We start from the raw sequence: 16,441 nt of genomic DNA, 5'->3' as shown, positions 1-16,441 counted from the left end.
CAATCGGTCTGCTTGGCTGGTCAGATCAGTCAGTCTAGCGGATCCGGGTTAGTAGGTTCTTGACCTTCAGATTCTCACCAGGTCCTTGCGGTCTGGGACACGGGCGCGCGGACGGAATTGTTGATCACGACCGTTCCCAGCACGAAATCGTGCAGCAGGCGCCGGCGGCCGTTGAAGAGGCCGACAAGAACCACGAAAGGCGAGAGGAACGAGACCGAGACCCAGAACAGCACGGCATGGGTGGCGCCAAGGACAAAGTAGCCGGGCGCGCCGTACCAGGTGCGCAACTCCAGGTCCATGATCCGCATCCCGACTGTCGCCGAGGAGGGGCCACCGATGCAGGCGCCGTAATAGACGATCGCCCAGATCACGGAGGCCGGCCAGGCGAGCCAGAACAGCGCCCAGCCGATGCCGAGCGTCACCACGCCGAACACGGCGATGAAGATATAACCGAGGATGACGGGTACGGAGATCACGACCATGTCGATCAGGAACGCAAATGCCCGCCGCGTCGCGACGCCGCGGAACAGTTCCGGATGCAGATAGGGATCGTAGGCGTGCGACTGCGCGCCGCCGTCATTGCGCCAGACGCCGCTGTCATTTGGCGAACCCGAGTAGGACATGAGCTTCCCTTCCGCTTTCGGACCTCTCACCCGGCAGCACATGGGAACCATCCGGCCACACGCCAAGGCTGTCAGCCGGTCGATCCAGCAAAATATTCCGGCGATTCGACGGCCGCCGATGCTTGCGCGGTCCTTGAATTGCATCATGCTGCAGGGGCGAGGGCACACTTCCGGCCCAGGACAGGACGATTTTCATGGGTGGTCAGGTCGAATTGCGCTGCCGCTGCGGCAGCGTCCGCGCCGCGATCTCGGGCGTGTCGCCACGGACGGTCAATCGTGTGGTCTGCTACTGCGATGACTGCCAGGCTTTTGCACATCAGCTCGGCCGCGCCGACCTTTTGAATGCGAACGGCGGCAGCGACATTGTCCAGGTCGCGCCGTCGACACTCGCCTTTGTGCAAGGACAGGACCGGATCGCGGGGGTGCGACTGAGCCCGAAAGGCCTCTACCGGTGGTATGCAAGCTGCTGCAACACGCCGGTCGGCAACACGGTCTCGCCGGCCATTCCTTTTGTGGGCATCATCGCGCAGGCGTTCGCGGGTGGCGCGCCGGCCGTTGACGATGTCGCGGGCCCGCCGATCGGCGCCATTCTCGGCAAGTACGCGGTCGGCGAGCCGCCGGCGGGCTCAACGGGACTCAATATCTCTCTTCTCCTGCGCGCGATCGGCAAGGTGCTTGTGTGGAAAGTGCGCGGGAAGACATGGCCGCATCCATTCTTCCAGCGGGAGCCGCGCGAGCCGATCTATCCGATCACCGTGCTGTCGCGCGAGCAACGCGACGCGCTACGTCCGCTGTGTGGGCCTCGGCCTGCGGCGCAAGCGACGGATTGATTGGTGGAAGGGCGCAGTGCCGCGCCTGGAAGCGCTCAGCGCTCGTTGGCTGGGATTGGTGGGCACGCTTGCGCTTAGCCACCCTACGGCGCCTCATCCTTGGCTGCGCAGCTTCTCTGCCGCCTTCGGCGCAAAATAGCTGAGCACGCCGTCGGCGCCGGCGCGCTTGAAGGCGAGCAGGCTCTCCATCATGGCGCGGTCGCCATCGAGCCAGCCGTTGTTCGCGGCGGCGGCGATCATCGCGTATTCGCCCGAGACCTGGTAGGCGAAGGTCGGCATCGCAAAGGTGTCCTTCACGCGGCGGACCACGTCGAGATAGGGCATGCCGGGCTTCACCATCACCATGTCCGCACCTTCCGCGATGTCGAGTTCGACCTCGCGCAGCGCCTCGTCGGTATTGGCGCTGTCCATCTGGTAGGTGCGCTTGTCGCCGGTCAACGTCTTGGCCGAGCCGATGGCGTCGCGGAAGGGGCCGTAGAAAGCGGAGGCGTACTTTGCCGCATAGGCCATGATCTGCACGTCGAGCAGGCCGGAGCGGTCGAGCCCTTCGCGGATCGCGGCGACGCGGCCGTCCATCATGTCGGAGGGCGCGATGATGTCGCAGCCGGCTTCGGCCTGCACCAGCGCCTGACGCACCAGCACCGCGACGGTCTCGTCATTCAGGATCTTGCCGTCGGAGATCAAGCCATCATGGCCGTGGCTGGTGAAGGGGTCGAGCGCGACGTCGCAGAGGATTCCGATGTCAGGAAACTCCTTCTTGATCGCGCGCACCGTCTGGCAGACCAGATTGTTCGGATTGGTCGCTTCCGAGCCTTGCTCGTCGCGCAGGGACGGGTCGGTGTAGGGAAACAGCGCGATGCAGGGAATGGTGAGCTTCATCGCGCGCTCGGCTTCGCGCACGGCCTGATCGACGCTGAGGCGATCGACGCCGGGCATCGAGGCGATGGGCTCGCGCTTGTTGTTGCCGTCGATCAGGAACAGTGGCCAGATCAGATCGTCGGTCGTGAGCACATTCTCACGCACCATGCGCCGGGCCCATTCAGCCTTGCGGTTACGGCGCGGGCGGACGGTCAGATCGAGGGCATGGGGCACCGCGGCACCCGTCCCGCGCGCGACCTCGCGCAGTTCGATCGGACGTCCGTATTTGATCGCCATTACTCTTCCTCCGGCTGGAATTATTCTTATACCAGTTCGCATGGTTCCCGTCACCGCGGCTTGACCTCCCGCAAGGTGATGGCAGCCGATTGATTTTGCGGGGCGAAACAGCCAGAAGGGGGCCATGTCCGAACTCTCCACCCGCGATGCGGCCCGCGACAATGCCAGGGATGCCGTCAGGGACAGCGCCCGAGACAGCGCGATGTCGGTCGCTGCGATCTCGTCGGAGCGGCCTGAGTCCGACGACAATGTCTGGACGCGGCGGCTCGTGCTGTTCCTGCGGGTGATGGCGCTGCTGTCGATCCTCAAGGGACTCTATCACTGGGCGCAGGTGACCGGCTTCGTCGGCGGTGAGGACGAGGCGTTCGAGAACCAGTCGATGGCCTGGCAGGCTTCGACCATCTACTTCGCCGTGATCGAGCTCGTCGCCGCCGTCGGCCTCTGGCTCGCCACGCCCTGGGGCGCGGTGGTGTGGCTGACGACCGTGGTCTCGATGGCGGTGATCGAGTTGATGTTCCCGGGCATCTACGGCGGCAGCCTGATCGTCGTCGGCGTCGAGGCCTTCATGCTCGCCGCCTATCTCGCGCTCGCCTGGATGGCCGCGCGCGAACGGCCGCCGTAGGCGACGTCGTCACCGCCAAAATTACGCTCGTGCCCTGGACGCAGCGCAACACCATAAGCGCGTTCACGCGCGTCTTCGACGCGCTATGGTGGTGCGTTGCCGAGCTGGGGCCTATTACTCGACGATCTCGTTTGTGGCTTTCTGTGTCCCGGCTCTGCGCTTCGCTTCGCGGCGCTTGTCCGGGACACGAGAATGTTGCGCTTGGTTGACCGTTGGTTGCGTAAAATTCGCCGTAACTTTTCGCTAACCCAGCCCGATCCGCCACAGCTGTTACGCGTGCGTTTCGAAACAGGGCGGGGCTGTTCTGGAATGTGACAGAAGGCGCGGACGGAGAGTGAACAGGACCTTGCCACGGTCAACAGACGGTTGCGAAAAGTGCTTGTGGCACAGGCTTAATCAGCAATTCACTGTCTTAAATTCATGATCTCTTTATTCTCTTATTTAAGCCGATCTTCAAACGGCCCCCTTAAGTTGGACCTATCAGACGGAACACAAGTTGCGTCGAATAAGTGTCGATAAAAACGACAACAGGGGAAGTGTCATGATGAAAGCCGTCGCAACTGCGGCAGATACCGCAGAGCGCGTTTCGGGCCCGCAGGGTTCGGTGCAGTCGCTCTATCTGGAAGCTTTGACTCTGGTGGAGCGGCTGCATCGCCGGCTCCTCGACGTGATCAAGGACGAGTTTGATCGTCGTGGCCGCGCCGACATCAATTCCGTGCAGGCGCTTCTGCTCTATAACATCGGCGACAAGGAGCTGACCGCGGGCGAGCTGCGCACGCGCGGTTACTATCTCGGCTCCAACGTCTCCTACAATCTGAAGAAGCTCGTCGAGCTCGGCTTCCTCGATCATCAACGCTCGCGCGTCGATCGCCGTTCGGTGCGCATCCGCCTGACGCCGCAGGGCCAGGAAGTTCGCCGCATCGTCGACTCGCTCTACCAGAAGCACGTCAAGACCGTTGAACAGGTCGGCGGCATCTCCGGCGAGGAGTTCTCGACCCTCAACAAGTCGCTGCATCGCCTCGAGCGGTTCTGGACCGACCAGATCCTGTATCGTCTCTGATATTCCAAGGGATCAAGGCCAAGCCGGCCCGCAACAAGACCGGCAAGCCTCCCAACGTGCCTGAACTTCCCCAAGCGCGTCGGCCGGCTCTGCCCGGACCGGCGCGTTTTGACGTCTTCTCGCAGTTGCGAAAAAATCGGCCAGTAGGGTGGAACCAGGTCCTCGCGTCGCAGTTGTCTCCCGGGATCGGAGGATACAATGCTGGTCGAGCGCGGGTTTCAGGCAATGAACGTCGAACTCGTGAGCGATGCCTACGCCATCGCCGCGAATTACCTCCGCCGCTCCGGTGCGATCCCCGACACGCTCGTCACCAACGAATGTCTGCTCGAAATCATCGTCAGGCTGCTCCAGCACGGCGAACTCAACAAGATCAGGCTCGCCAACAAGGCGATCGCTCGGTTCGAGGCGCAGGCCGAGGCCCGCGCGGTTGCCTGATCAAGACTCCCAGAACATCGATGAACCAGAGGGTGCCATGGAAGCTGCCATCGACCGCATCATGCAGACCTATGACCTGCTCGCCAACCGGACCGCGGCGGCGAGCGAGGAGGCGCGGATTAAGGTGACAAACTACCTGAATACCCTGATGGAAGCCGGCGAGAAGGACACCCACAGGTTGACCGTCTGCGGCCTGACCTATCTGCGCCAGCTCGACGGCAGCGTGGACCCGGTGAAGGCGGGGTATACCGGGCTGTAGACCAGGCGGCCTGAAGGGCGGCAAGCCCGGCCCAGTTCGCGCCCTGATGGGCACCGGCCGCTTTCGTTTGGGATTGGGCGGATCAACCGGCCAATCAGCCCCTTTGCGCCGGACAGTCCCGTAAGCTTGCGGGACTCGAAGTCCTGGCACTCCACCATATCTGGCATAATTCCCGAGCCCGACCCGCAAATGCTTGGCCGGGGGCGGGTGATGTGGTAGATCGCGCTCGCCGCTTCCGATCGCCACACCAAGACCCCCGCAGCCCGCAAAAAAGGCTGCGGCGGTGGAGATATTCGCACGATGACCCTTGCCAAGACCGCCAATGCGCCCGATTCGTTTTTCACCGCCTCGCTCGAGCAGGCCGACCCGGAAATCGCCGCCGCCATCAAGGGCGAGCTCGGCCGGCAGCGTCATGAAGTCGAGCTGATCGCCTCCGAGAACATCGTCAGCCGGGCCGTGCTGGAAGCGCAGGGCTCGGTGATGACCAACAAGTACGCAGAGGGTTATCCGGGCGCGCGCTATTACGGCGGTTGCGAGTGGGTCGACGTCGCCGAGAACCTCGCGATCGATCGCGCCAAGAAGCTGTTCGGTGCTGGCTTCGCCAACGTGCAGCCGAACTCCGGCAGCCAGATGAACCAGGCGGTGTTTTTGGCGCTGCTGCAGCCCGGCGACACCTTCATGGGTCTTGATCTGGCGGCCGGCGGCCATCTCACCCACGGCTCGCCCGTCAACATGAGCGGCAAGTGGTTCAAGGCCTCGCACTACACCGTGCGCCGCGAGGACCAGATCATCGACATGGACGCGGTCCAGAAGCAGGCCGAAGAGGTCAAGCCGAAATTGATCGTGGCCGGCGGCTCGGCCTATTCGCGCGCCTGGGACTTCAAGCGCTTCCGCGAGATCGCGGATTCGGTCGGCGCTTACCTGCTCGTGGACATGGCGCACTTCGCCGGTCTCGTCGCCGGCGGCGTGCATGCCTCGCCCGTGCCGCATGCTCACGTCACCACGACCACGACGCACAAGTCACTGCGCGGTCCGCGTGGCGGCCTGATCCTCTCGAACGACGAAGTCCTGGCCAAGAAGCTCAACTCGGCGATCTTCCCGGGCCTGCAGGGCGGCCCGCTGATGCATGTGATCGCGGCGAAGGCGGTCGCCTTTGGCGAAGCGCTGCGTCCGGACTTCAAGGTCTATGCGAAGAACGTCGTCGAGAACGCCAAGGCGCTGGCCGAGGCGATGAAGAGCCACGGCTTCGACATTGTCTCCGGCGGCACCGATAACCATCTGATGCTTGTTGACCTCCGGCCGAAGGGTCTGAAGGGCAACGTCTCGGAGAAGGCGCTGGTTCGCGCCGCCATCACCTGCAACAAGAACGGCATTCCGTTCGACCCCGAAAAGCCGTTCGTCACTTCGGGCCTGCGTCTCGGCACGCCCGCGGCGACGACCCGCGGCTTCGGCGTCGCCGAATTCCAGCAGGTCGGCGGCATGATCGCCGAGGTCCTCAACGCGATCGCGCAGGCCGACGACGGCAAGGCGCCACTGGTCGAGGCCGCGATCAAGGAACGAGTCAAGGCGCTCACCGATCGGTTTCCGATCTATCAGTAAGGCTGGGTCCAACGGATGCGCTGCCCGAACTGCAACAGTCTCGATACGCAGGTAAAGGACTCGCGTCCGACCGAGGATTCTTCCGTCATCCGCAGGCGGCGCGTATGCATCGCCTGCAATTTCCGCTTCACCACGTTCGAGCGCGTGCAGCTGCGCGAGCTCACGGTGATCAAGCGCAACGGCCGTCGCGTGCCGTTCGACCGCGACAAGCTGATGCGTTCGGTATCGATCTCCTTGCGCAAGCGGCCTGTCGAGCCTGAAAGGGTGGAGAAGATGGTCTCCACCATCGTGCGCGAGCTTGAGACCGGGGGCGAAGCCGAGATCTCGTCCGAGGTGATCGGCGAGACCGTGATGGAGCATCTGCGCACGCTCGACGACGTCGCCTATGTGCGCTTCGCCTCCGTCTATCGCAATTTCCGCGAGGCCAAGGATTTCGCCGACGTGCTCGGCGAGCTCTCCGGTGAGGAGGAAGCGGGGCTCGCCGCGATCCGCAAATGATCTTCCGCATCCTGGAAGATCAGTTCGCCGCGAGGATCCGCGAGTCCAAGGACGCCGATCGCCGCTTCATGCAGCTGGCGCTGGCGCTCGGCCGGCGCGGGCAGGGCCGCGTTTGGCCCAATCCGGCCGTCGGTGCGGTCATCGTCAAGGACGGCGTCATCGTCGGCCGCGGCTGGACGCAGCCCGGTGGGCGGCCGCATGCGGAGCCAGAGGCACTCCGGCGTGCAGGCGAGGCGGCGCGCGGCGCCACGCTCTATGTCACGCTCGAACCTTGCTCGCATTTCGGCAAGTCGCCGCCGTGTGCCGATGCGGTGATCGCGGCGGGCATCACACGCGTGGTGGCGGCGATCGAGGATCCCAATCCTGAGGTGGCGGGGCAGGGCCACGCGCGCCTGCGCGCTGCCGGCATCGCCGTGGATGTCGGCCTGTGCGCGGCGGAGGCGGCGTTCGACCATGCCGGCCATTTCCGCCGCATCAGGGACAAGCGTCCGCATGTGATCCTGAAGCTCGCGGTCTCGCCTGACGGCAAAATCGGCGCTGAAGACGGCAAGCCGCTGGCGATCACGGGCGAAGCCGTCCGCGACCGCGTGCATCTGTTGCGCGCCTCGAGCGATGCCATCCTGGTCGGCATCGGCACGGTGCTGGCGGATGATCCGCAGCTCAACTGCCGCCTGCCGGGCATGGAAGCGCGTTCTCCCGTGCGCATTGTCCTCGACCAGAACTTGCGAATGCCGGCGTCCAGCCAGCTTGTTCGTTCTGCGCGCGAGACGCCGCTCTGGGTGATGGCTTCCGAGCTAGCGGAAGCCGCCGCGGCGACGCGCCTCGGCGCGGCCGGTGCGCAAATCATGCGCATGCCGCCGAATGGTGCAGTCGGGCTCGACCTTCCGGCCGTGCTCCATGGTCTCGCCGACAAGGGCATCACGCGGCTGATGGTCGAGGGCGGCAGCCGCGTTGCGGCCTCCTTCGTGTCGGCCGACCTCGTCGACGAAATCTGGCTGTTCCGCGGAGCGGAAGAGGTGGGTCCCGAAGGCGTCGATGCGCTCGATGCATTGCCCCTGTCGAAAATCACGCAGTCGCAGGCCTACAAGGTTCATGCTAGCGAGACATTCGGCCACGATACTCTCACCGTCTACGAGCGCGCCTAACATGTTCACCGGCATTGTCACCGATATCGGCGAAATCGTCAGCTTCAAGCCCGTGGCGCAGGGGCAATTGCACCGTTTGCGCATCGCTTGCGGCTACGACCAGACCACCATCGCCGATGGCGCCTCGATCGCCAGCAATGGCGTGTGCCTGACTGTGGTTGCTTCCGGCGTCGCGAACGGCAAAACCTGGTATGACGTCGATGCCGCCGCCGAGACGCTGGCGCTGACGACGGCCAAACGCTGGAAGCTCGGCACCAAGCTCAATCTCGAGCGTGCGCTCAAGATCGGTGACGAGCTCGGTGGCCACATCGTCGCCGGCCATGCCGACGGCATTGCGACCATCGTCAGCCGTGAGGACCTGCCCGACATGGCGCGGTTCGAGCTCTCCACGACGCGGGAGCTGGCTCGGTTCATCGCCACCAAGGGCTCGATCACGCTCGACGGCGTCTCGCTCACAGTCAATACAGTGAAGGACGTGACCTTTTCGGTGCTGATCATCCCACATACGCTCGAAGTCACGACGATCGGCGGCTGGAAGGCGGGCACGGAAGTCAATATCGAGGTCGATCTGATGGCCCGCTACGCGGCGCGGCTGACGGAAATGAAGTGACCGGCGAAGGCGTCATTCCGGGTTCGGCTCTTCGAGCCGCCCCGGAATGGCAGTTTCTAACTTGGCTTACACACCTGCGGCGACTACATAACGCGCCGACCCAGTAAAACGGATTTAGACGATGGCTGACGCGCGACGCGCACCCCTGAAGGACCAGACCGACATTTCCGGCGCGCGTGCGCTGGTGGTCGAGGCGCGGTTCTATGACGATCTCCAGGATGCGCTTCTGGACGGCGCGGTCACTGAACTGAAGGCGGCCGGCCTGACCCATGACGTCATCACGGTTCCGGGCGCGCTGGAGATCCCAGCCGCGGTTGCGATCGCCGTCGACGCGGCTGCGGCGAACGGCAAGCCTTATGATGCGGTGATCGCGCTCGGCTGCGTGATCCGCGGCGATACCATTCATTTCGAGATCGTCTCGCAGGAATCCTCGCGTGCGCTGATGGACCTTGCGGTTGCGCGAAAACTGCCCCTCGGCAACGGCATCCTCACCGTCAACAATGAGGAACAAGCCTGGGCGCGGGCGCGCGCCAGCGAGCTCAATAAGGGCGGCGATGCCGCGCGCGCGGCACTTGCGATGCTGCGCATCAAGCGCCGCCTGGCGCGGGCCTGAGCCATGGCTGACATCAGGAAACCGGCTGCGCCTGCGGAGAAGAAAGCGAACCGTCGCGGGGCGGCGCGCCTCGCAGCCGTGCAGGCGCTGTACCAGATGGACATCGCCGGTGCCGGCATCAACGACATCTTCGCCGAGTTCGAGAGCCATTGGCTCGGCAACGAGGTCGAGGGCGACACCTATCTGCCGGCGGAAGCCGCGTTCTTCCGCGACGTCGTCTCCGGCGTCGTGCGCGACCAGAAGACGCTCGATCCCCTCATCGACGAGGCGCTGTCGAAGGGCTGGCCCTTGAAGCGGATCGAGGCGATCCTGCGCGCGGTGTTGCGGGCTGGGGCCTATGAGCTGCAGCATCGCAAGGACGTGCCGGGCCGCGTCGTCGTGTCCGAATATGTCGATGTCGCCAATGCCTTCGTCGACCGCGAGGAGACCGGCATGGTCAACGCCGTGCTCGACCAGATCGGCCGCCAGTTTCGCGGTGACGAGTTCGGGCGGGGGTAGGACAGGCGTAGGGCGGTGAATTGATGCGATGCTGCTGCCCAATACTCCGGTGTCATGCCCCGCGAAGGCGGGGCATCCAGTACGCCGCGGCCTATCGATTTCACATGACCGTCTCTGGAATACTGGATCGCCCGGTCAAGCCGGGCGATGACAGTTGTGTGTGGGGCTGACATCGATGGCCACTCCGCACAGCCCTTCCGCCGAAGACTCCCTCATCGCGCGCTATTTCAAGCCGCTGGCGACCGATCCCGGTGCACTCGGGCTGGTCGACGACGCCGCGATCCTCTCCTCGTGCGGCGACGACATCGTCGTCACCACCGACGCCGTGGTCGAGGGCGTGCATTATCTTGCCACCGATCCCCCCGACACCGTCGCGCGCAAGGCGCTGCGGGTGAACCTCTCTGATCTCGCCGCCAAGGGCGCTTCACCTGCCGGCTTCGTGCTGACGCTGGCGCTGCGCAGCAAGGAGGATGCCTGGCTGAGACCGTTCGCCGATGCACTCGGCGAGGACGCCAAGACCTTTGCGTGCCCGCTGCTCGGCGGCGACACGGTGTCGACGCCGGGACCGCAAATGATCTCGATCACCGCCTTCGGCCGGGTACCGAAAGGGCGGATGGTTGGCCGCACCGGCGCAAGACCGGGCGACCTTGTCTTTGTGACGGGGACGATCGGCGATGCCGCGCTGGGCCTGGATGTGCTGACGGGTGGTGTGGCCGCGTCCGCGGTGACCGACCCGGCTGCTCGGGACTATCTGATCGGCCGCTATCGCGTTCCGCAGCCACGCAGCGCATTGGCGCACATCGTGCGAGAGCATGCGAGCGCGGCAATGGACGTGTCGGATGGCCTGGCAGGCGATCTCGCCAAGCTCTGCGCCGCCTCTGGCGTCAGCGCAATGATCGATGCGCACCAGGTCCCGGCGTCACCGGCCGCCGCCATCGCGGTCTCCGCCGTCGGGCTCGAGACACTGGTGTCGGGCGGCGACGATTATGAGATCCTGTGCGCGGTTCCGGAAGGACGCAGCGCAGGCTTCTCGCGAGACGCCGGGCAGGCCGGGGTTCAGGTCACGATGATCGGTACAATCATTTCCGGCCAGGGAGCGCCGCAATGGATCGACGCGCAGGGCCGCGAGGTCACGCTGCGGCGCTTGTCCTACAGCCATTTCTAGACCCGGATATATCAGTGGTTCGCCGGGAGGCGAGCGCAGGCTCTCCGCTTTTCGCGATATCAGGGTAATATCGGCAATCGCAACGGACGGGCTTGATTCGGATGACGGCAGCTTCAACTGCGGGCACACTGCAGATTGTTCCCGGCAGGGAATGCGGAAGCTGCTCGCTGTGCTGCAAGGTCTACGACATTGTCGAGCTCGGGAAGGCCGCCGGCAAATGGTGCGGGCAGTGCAAGCCCGGCCGTGGCTGCAAGATCCACGACAATCTGCCGACCCAATGCGCGGAGTTTAACTGCCTTTGGCGAACTGACGCGGCGATGCCGGCGCAGTGGAAGCCCGACCAGGCGAAGATGGTGGCCTCCATTCACCCGATCACCCGGAACATCCAGATCCAGGTCGACCCGGGCCTGCCGTCGGCTTGGAGCCGGCAGCCCTATCACGATCATCTGCGGCAGTGGGCCAAGCAGAACATGCCGAAAGGCATTTACGTCGTGGTCTTCGTCAATGACCAGGCGACCCTCGTGCTGCCGGACCAGGACGTGCCGCTGGGCCCTCTGACACCGGAACAGGCCATTGTGGTTCGCCTGGAGCCCGGTCCGAACGGGGGCGTCTATGAGGTCAAGGTCTCGACCACGCGGACCATGCCGGACGGTCAAACGGTCGAAGTCGGATCCACGTCCCGCTATCCCGTGAGGTCGGCGGCCTAAGACCAGCCTCTCACAATCCCCGCGAAAGCCTCTCGATGTATCAGCGCCAGGAGGTGGGCAGCTGATGGATATGTTCGGATGACGGCGGTCATTTCGGGGTCGGGCGAGGCACCGGTCGCTCAGGAGCGCGCGTGCGGAAGCTGCACGCTCTGCTGCAAGGTCTACAATGTGGTCGCTTTCGGCAAGCCCGCCGGCACGTGGTGCTCACATTGTGAGCCCACCTTGGGCTGCGCGATCCACGATGTCAGGCCAAGCGAATGCGCGGCGTTCGACTGCCTCTGGAAAACCACGCCGGCACTGCCCATGCATTGGAAGCCCGATCAGGCGAAGATGGTGCTGACGGTGCATCCAAAGACCAACAACATCCAGGTCGTGGTTGATCCCGACCTGCCATCGGCCTGGACGCGGCAGCCTTACCACAGCCAGTTGCGCGTGCTGGCGAAGAGCAACATGGCGAAAGGCCATCTTGTGATTGTGTTCGTTGGCGAGCAGGCGACGCTGATCCTGCCCGATCAGGATGTGCCGCTCGGCGTCCTCTCGCTCGACCAGGTCATCTCGGTGACGCTGGAGCCGGGCGTCGGTGGCGGCGTCTACGAGCTCAAAATCTTCAACCGACGCACAACGGCTGACGGGCAGACGTTGGAATTGGCGTCTTCATCCCGGCATCCCGTGAGGGAGGCCGCTTAGGCCAAGCCCGCTGACGCCAAGCCCGCTTACGCCAAGTCCTGCCAAGCGTGGCGGCCGGCTGCGGGAGCTGCCGGCCCGGCGCTCGGGATTAGGTCTAAATACTTGCCGAGATCGGCTTTTTCGCGCCTCTACGGCGTTGCACCCTCAATTTGATTTTGGCAAGCTTGTGGCCGACTAAAGCCGCCTGCGGGCGGCTTTGTTCAAAATCAAGGCGCCGCACCGCACGACGGACAACAAAAGGCGCCGGGGGTCGTACATCAAGGATCTGAGGCAAAAATCAAATGACAGCATTATGGTTGATAGTGCTCTGCGGAGTGCTTTCCGTCGTCTACGCGATTTGGGCGACGTCTTCGGTGTTGAGTGCAGATGCGGGGTCGCCGCGCATGCAGGAGATCGCGGGAGCGGTGCGTGAAGGCGCACAGGCCTATCTCCGGCGCCAGTACACCACGATCGGCATCGTCGGCATCGTCATCTTCGTGCTGCTCGTCTATTTCCTCGGCCTTTATGTCGCGATCGGTTTTGCCATCGGCGCCATCCTGTCGGGGGCGGCCGGCTTCATCGGCATGAACGTCTCGGTTCGCGCCAATGTGCGCACCGCCCAGGCCGCCACGACGTCGCTCGCCGGCGGCCTCGAGCTCGCCTTCAAGGCAGGCGCCATCACCGGCATGCTGGTGGCGGGTCTCGCGCTGCTCGGCGTGACCCTCTATTTTGGCTTCCTTGTTCACTCGCTGAAGCTTGCGCCCGATAGCCGCACGGTGGTCGACGCCATGGTGGCGCTCGGCTTCGGCGCCTCGCTGATCTCGATCTTCGCCCGTCTCGGCGGCGGCATCTTCACCAAGGGTGCTGATGTCGGCGGCGACCTCGTCGGCAAGGTCGAGGCCGGCATCCCCGAGGATGATCCGCGCAACCCCGCCACCATCGCCGACAATGTCGGTGACAACGTCGGCGACTGCGCCGGCATGGCGGCCGACCTGTTCGAGACCTATGCGGTGACCGCCGTCGCCACCATGGTGCTCGCGGCGATCTTCTTCGCCAAGACGCCGATCCTCGCCAACATGATGACCCTGCCGCTCGCCATCGGCGGCATCTGCATCATCACGTCGATCATCGGCACGTTCTTCGTGAAGCTCGGGCCGAGCCAGTCGATCATGGGCGCGCTCTACAAGGGCCTGATCGCAACCGGCGTCCTCTCGCTGATCGGCATTGCCGTGGTGATCTACTACCTGATCGGCTTCGGCAAGCTCGAAGGCGTCGATTATACCGGCATGGCGCTGTTCGAGTGCGGCGTGGTCGGCCTGGTCGTCACCGCGTTGATCATCTGGATCACCGAATACTACACCGGCACCGACTATCGCCCGGTGAAGTCGATTGCGGCGGCGTCGGTGACCGGCCACGGCACCAACGTGATCCAGGGTCTGGCGATCTCGATGGAGGCGACGGCGCTGCCCGCGATTGTCATCATCGCCGGCATCCTCGTCACTTACAGCCTTGCCGGCCTGTTTGGCATCGCGATCGCGACCGCTACCATGCTGGCGCTGGCCGGCATGATCGTCGCGCTCGACGCGTTCGGTCCGGTGACCGACAACGCCGGCGGCATCGCCGAGATGGCGGGCCTGCCAAAAGAGGTGCGCAAGTCGACCGACGCGCTCGACGCGGTCGGCAACACCACCAAGGCGGTGACGAAGGGTTACGCGATCGGCTCCGCCGGTCTCGGCGCGCTGGTGCTGTTCGCGGCCTACAACCAGGACCTCAGGTTCTTCATCGCTGACTCCGCGAACCACCTCTACTTCAAGGGCGTCAATCCGGACTTCTCGCTGAACAATCCTTACGTGGTGGTGGGCCTGCTGTTCGGCGGCCTGCTGCCATATCTGTTCGGCGCGATGGGCATGACGGCCGTGGGCCGTGCGGCCAGCGCGATCGTGGAAGAGGTGCGTCGGCAGTTCCGGGAGAAGCCGGGCATCATGCAGGGCACCGACAAGCCTGATTACGGCAAGGCGGTCGACCTGCTGACCAAGGCGGCGATCAAGGAAATGATCATCCCGTCACTGCTTCCGGTGCTGTCGCCGATCTTCGTTTACTTCGTGATCTACGCGATCGCGGGCGGCGGCCCGGCCGGCAAGTCGGCGGCGTTCTCGGCGGTCGGCGCCATGCTGCTCGGCGTCATCGTCACCGGCCTGTTCGTCGCGATCTCGATGACCTCGGGCGGCGGCGCCTGGGACAACGCCAAGAAGTACATCGAAGATGGCCACTACGGCGGCAAGGGCAGTGATGCCCACAAGTCCGCGGTGACCGGCGACACCGTCGGCGATCCCTACAAGGACACCGCCGGCCCCGCGGTGAACCCGATGATCAAGATCACCAACATCGTGGCTTTGCTGCTCCTGGCGATCCTGGCGCACTGAGGCACGATATCGCGTCGAACAGGACCCCCGTGGCGCAGGCTGCGGGGGTCCTTGCTTTTGGGACGGCCGGGCGCCGTGCTTTCAGCCTCGTTCTGGCCCGGAGCGCCCGTACCGGTTACCGGGAGCAGCAGGGCCGGGGTGGATCCCAGCACCGTATTTAAGGTTGCTTAACCGCCTGCATTCTAGAGTTTCGAGAGGTTTCTGACGGCATTTCAGCAACGTTCCGGATTGCGCATGTGGGGCGGTCCCATGTCGTGGACGGCGCGATGCGCTCTCAACGTGCTCGGGCGCGCCTTGCCTGTCGACTGCAAGAGGAGGTCCCGTTGCGTGCGCTCCCAATGAACGAGATTGAGCGGGCACTGGCGGCGCACCCGGACGTGGCGGACGCCGTCATGAGCGTCGAGGAGAGCCACGATGGCCGCCAGTTCAAGGTCGCTTTCGCGGCCATTCATCCCGATCGTCTGAGCGCCGGCAAGGCGAAGCGCCTTCAGGCCGAGACGGATCGCAGAGTGACGCAATGGCGTCGGGCTTTCGACCAAGTGTATCGCCACAGCCCTGACAGTGTCGCGCCGTCATTCGTGGGCTGGACCAGCAACTTCACCAATAAGCCCATTCCCGAAGCCGAAATGATCGATTGGCTGGATTGCACGATCGAGCGCATTCGGGCTCTCGGTGCGAGACGGATATTGGAGGTCGGGTGCGGGGTTGGATTGCTCGTCGAAAGGCTCGCGCCCGGGTGTGAGGTCTATTGCGGGACCGATCTCTCGCCAGTGGCGGTTCACCGATTGCGCGCCTTTGCGCAGTCGAAGGCCGAGCTTCGGCATGTCGAATTTCTCGAGCGGGAGGCCACGGATCTCGGCGGCTTGTCGCCGCAATCGTTCGACGCGGTGGTGATCAACTCGGTCGTGCAGTACTTCCCCGGCATCGAATATCTGCACACGGTGCTGGAAGAGGCCGTCAAGCTGGTGGCTCCCGGCGGTCATATTTTCGTCGGCGACGTTCGCAACCTCGAGCTCTTGCCGGTCTTCCACCGTGAGGTTCAATCCACAAAAGCGTCGGCGGGCGCCACGCCTGCGTCGCTCGAGCGCAAGATCCTGCTGTCGATTGCCCAGGAGCGCGAGCTGGTTATCGACCCCCAGTATTTTAGAGCGATCTCCGAATCCATTCCGCAGATTTCGGCTGCCGAAATCCAGCTCAAGCGCGGATCGAGCTATGAGCTGACCCGGTATCGGTACGATGCGGTGCTGCGTGTCGATCCCGAGGCTGTTTCTGCGCGCGGCATGAGCCGGGGCCTCGCGCCGCAAACGGAACCCTGGATCAGCGAGGGGAGGCCGTTGGCGACCGACCCGATGGCTGCCGCGTTCCTCCAGCAACTCGGCATGGAGCTCAGCGAGGCGTTGCGGGGGCAATTCTCCGAGGAGCAATTGCCCGCGGCCGTGATTGCACTGAGCCAGCGCGATTTTGCCGACATGATGCCGGCGCCGTCGATCGTGCCTGATGATCCCGCCCACCAGGAGCAGGTCGAGGCCTAAG

The 16,441-nt window shown here is 64.3% G+C and carries 18 protein-coding genes; 16 read left to right on the top strand and 2 right to left on the bottom strand.

What is annotated here, in order from left to right:
• Positions 1–74: 74 nt before the first annotated feature.
• Positions 75–623, bottom strand: coding sequence for an RDD family protein (locus tag L6637_RS37595; RefSeq protein WP_237873932.1), 549 nt, complete (start codon positions 621–623; stop codon positions 75–77).
• A gap of 194 nt (positions 624–817) precedes the next feature.
• Here L6637_RS37595 and L6637_RS37590 point away from each other — a divergent pair, with 194 nt between their 5' ends.
• Complete coding sequence (locus L6637_RS37590; RefSeq protein WP_237873931.1) at positions 818–1,453, top strand: DUF6151 family protein; 636 nt, start codon at positions 818–820, stop codon at positions 1,451–1,453.
• 93 nt (positions 1,454–1,546) lie between these two features.
• Here the strand turns inward: L6637_RS37590 and hemB are convergent, their stop codons facing one another.
• Positions 1,547–2,608, bottom strand: coding sequence for a porphobilinogen synthase (gene hemB, locus L6637_RS37585; protein ID WP_237861725.1), 1,062 nt, complete (start codon positions 2,606–2,608; stop codon positions 1,547–1,549).
• A 124-nt stretch (positions 2,609–2,732) separates the two neighbouring features.
• On the opposite strand from hemB, the gene L6637_RS37580 reads away from it, so the two are divergent.
• The 15 genes from L6637_RS37580 (at position 2,733) to L6637_RS37510 (ending at position 16,440) form a co-directional block, all read left to right on the top strand.
• Positions 2,733–3,230, top strand: coding sequence for a DUF6163 family protein (locus tag L6637_RS37580; protein ID WP_237861727.1), 498 nt, complete (start codon positions 2,733–2,735; stop codon positions 3,228–3,230).
• 541 nt (positions 3,231–3,771) lie between these two features.
• Complete coding sequence (gene ldtR, locus L6637_RS37575) at positions 3,772–4,290, top strand: transcriptional regulator LdtR (protein WP_027529973.1); 519 nt, start codon at positions 3,772–3,774, stop codon at positions 4,288–4,290.
• A gap of 198 nt (positions 4,291–4,488) precedes the next feature.
• Positions 4,489–4,725 carry a hypothetical protein gene (locus tag L6637_RS37570; RefSeq protein WP_237873930.1) on the top strand — a complete coding sequence of 79 codons (237 nt, stop codon included), beginning with the start codon at positions 4,489–4,491 and terminating at the stop codon, positions 4,723–4,725.
• A 37-nt stretch (positions 4,726–4,762) separates the two neighbouring features.
• Positions 4,763–4,984 carry a hypothetical protein gene (locus L6637_RS37565; protein WP_220008799.1) on the top strand — a complete coding sequence of 74 codons (222 nt, stop codon included), beginning with the start codon at positions 4,763–4,765 and terminating at the stop codon, positions 4,982–4,984.
• 300 nt (positions 4,985–5,284) lie between these two features.
• Complete coding sequence (gene glyA, locus L6637_RS37560) at positions 5,285–6,583, top strand: serine hydroxymethyltransferase (RefSeq protein WP_237873929.1); 1,299 nt, start codon at positions 5,285–5,287, stop codon at positions 6,581–6,583.
• A gap of 15 nt (positions 6,584–6,598) precedes the next feature.
• Entirely contained in the window at positions 6,599–7,081 is a 483-nt protein-coding gene (nrdR, locus tag L6637_RS37555; protein WP_237873928.1) for a transcriptional regulator NrdR, read from the top strand.
• Positions 7,078–8,226 carry a bifunctional diaminohydroxyphosphoribosylaminopyrimidine deaminase/5-amino-6-(5-phosphoribosylamino)uracil reductase RibD gene (gene ribD, locus L6637_RS37550; RefSeq protein ID WP_237873927.1) on the top strand — a complete coding sequence of 383 codons (1,149 nt, stop codon included), beginning with the start codon at positions 7,078–7,080 and terminating at the stop codon, positions 8,224–8,226. The genes nrdR and ribD overlap by 4 nt, the downstream gene beginning before the upstream one ends.
• 1 nt (position 8,227) lies before the next feature.
• Positions 8,228–8,836: a riboflavin synthase gene (locus L6637_RS37545; protein ID WP_237873926.1), complete on the top strand. Its 609-nt coding sequence runs from the start codon at positions 8,228–8,230 to the stop codon at positions 8,834–8,836.
• 121 nt (positions 8,837–8,957) lie between these two features.
• Positions 8,958–9,449, top strand: a complete 492-nt coding sequence (ribH, locus tag L6637_RS37540; protein WP_237861737.1) for a 6,7-dimethyl-8-ribityllumazine synthase — start codon at positions 8,958–8,960, stop codon at positions 9,447–9,449.
• 3 nt (positions 9,450–9,452) lie between these two features.
• On the top strand, positions 9,453–9,947 hold the full coding sequence (gene nusB / locus L6637_RS37535) for a transcription antitermination factor NusB (RefSeq protein ID WP_237861739.1): 495 nt from the start codon (positions 9,453–9,455) through the stop codon (positions 9,945–9,947).
• A 175-nt stretch (positions 9,948–10,122) separates the two neighbouring features.
• A complete protein-coding gene (gene thiL / locus L6637_RS37530; protein WP_237873922.1) occupies positions 10,123–11,112 on the top strand; it encodes a thiamine-phosphate kinase in 990 nt (329 codons plus the stop codon).
• A 101-nt stretch (positions 11,113–11,213) separates the two neighbouring features.
• Entirely contained in the window at positions 11,214–11,819 is a 606-nt protein-coding gene (locus tag L6637_RS37525) for a hypothetical protein (protein WP_237873920.1), read from the top strand.
• Positions 11,820–11,897: 78 nt separating this feature from the next.
• Positions 11,898–12,506, top strand: coding sequence for a hypothetical protein (locus tag L6637_RS37520; protein WP_237873918.1), 609 nt, complete (start codon positions 11,898–11,900; stop codon positions 12,504–12,506).
• Between the two features lie 281 nt (positions 12,507–12,787).
• On the top strand, positions 12,788–14,908 hold the full coding sequence (locus tag L6637_RS37515; RefSeq protein WP_237873913.1) for a sodium-translocating pyrophosphatase: 2,121 nt from the start codon (positions 12,788–12,790) through the stop codon (positions 14,906–14,908).
• A 254-nt stretch (positions 14,909–15,162) separates the two neighbouring features.
• A complete protein-coding gene (locus tag L6637_RS37510) occupies positions 15,163–16,440 on the top strand; it encodes a class I SAM-dependent methyltransferase (protein WP_237873912.1) in 1,278 nt (425 codons plus the stop codon).
• The last annotated feature ends 1 nt before the right edge of the window (position 16,441 follow it).

It is taken from the genome of Bradyrhizobium zhengyangense (assembly GCF_022012435.1).
Classification (GTDB): domain Bacteria; phylum Pseudomonadota; class Alphaproteobacteria; order Rhizobiales; family Xanthobacteraceae; genus Bradyrhizobium; species Bradyrhizobium zhengyangense.
Note: the sequence above shows the minus strand (reverse complement) of the source record. Positions and strands in the feature narration are given on the sequence as shown.

Bases quoted from the DNA above. Each gene is read 5' to 3' on its own strand.
- ldtR (WP_027529973.1), top strand. From the start codon at position 3,772: ATGATGAAAGCCGTCGCAACTGCGGCAGATACCGCAGAGCGCGTTTCG.
- thiL (WP_237873922.1), top strand. From the start codon at position 10,123: ATGGCCACTCCGCACAGCCCTTCCGCCGAAGACTCCCTCATCGCGCGC.
- L6637_RS37545 (WP_237873926.1), top strand. From the start codon at position 8,228: ATGTTCACCGGCATTGTCACCGATATCGGCGAAATCGTCAGCTTCAAG.
- L6637_RS37515 (WP_237873913.1), top strand. From the start codon at position 12,788: ATGACAGCATTATGGTTGATAGTGCTCTGCGGAGTGCTTTCCGTCGTC.
- L6637_RS37525 (WP_237873920.1), top strand. From the start codon at position 11,214: ATGACGGCAGCTTCAACTGCGGGCACACTGCAGATTGTTCCCGGCAGG.
- glyA (WP_237873929.1), top strand. From the start codon at position 5,285: ATGACCCTTGCCAAGACCGCCAATGCGCCCGATTCGTTTTTCACCGCC.
- L6637_RS37570 (WP_237873930.1), top strand. From the start codon at position 4,489: ATGCTGGTCGAGCGCGGGTTTCAGGCAATGAACGTCGAACTCGTGAGC.
- ribH (WP_237861737.1), top strand. From the start codon at position 8,958: ATGGCTGACGCGCGACGCGCACCCCTGAAGGACCAGACCGACATTTCC.
- nrdR (WP_237873928.1), top strand. From the start codon at position 6,599: ATGCGCTGCCCGAACTGCAACAGTCTCGATACGCAGGTAAAGGACTCG.
- L6637_RS37595 (WP_237873932.1), bottom strand. From the start codon at position 623: ATGTCCTACTCGGGTTCGCCAAATGACAGCGGCGTCTGGCGCAATGAC.
- L6637_RS37580 (WP_237861727.1), top strand. From the start codon at position 2,733: ATGTCCGAACTCTCCACCCGCGATGCGGCCCGCGACAATGCCAGGGAT.
- L6637_RS37520 (WP_237873918.1), top strand. From the start codon at position 11,898: ATGACGGCGGTCATTTCGGGGTCGGGCGAGGCACCGGTCGCTCAGGAG.
- ribD (WP_237873927.1), top strand. From the start codon at position 7,078: ATGATCTTCCGCATCCTGGAAGATCAGTTCGCCGCGAGGATCCGCGAG.
- L6637_RS37590 (WP_237873931.1), top strand. From the start codon at position 818: ATGGGTGGTCAGGTCGAATTGCGCTGCCGCTGCGGCAGCGTCCGCGCC.
- hemB (WP_237861725.1), bottom strand. From the start codon at position 2,608: ATGGCGATCAAATACGGACGTCCGATCGAACTGCGCGAGGTCGCGCGC.
- nusB (WP_237861739.1), top strand. From the start codon at position 9,453: ATGGCTGACATCAGGAAACCGGCTGCGCCTGCGGAGAAGAAAGCGAAC.
- L6637_RS37565 (WP_220008799.1), top strand. From the start codon at position 4,763: ATGGAAGCTGCCATCGACCGCATCATGCAGACCTATGACCTGCTCGCC.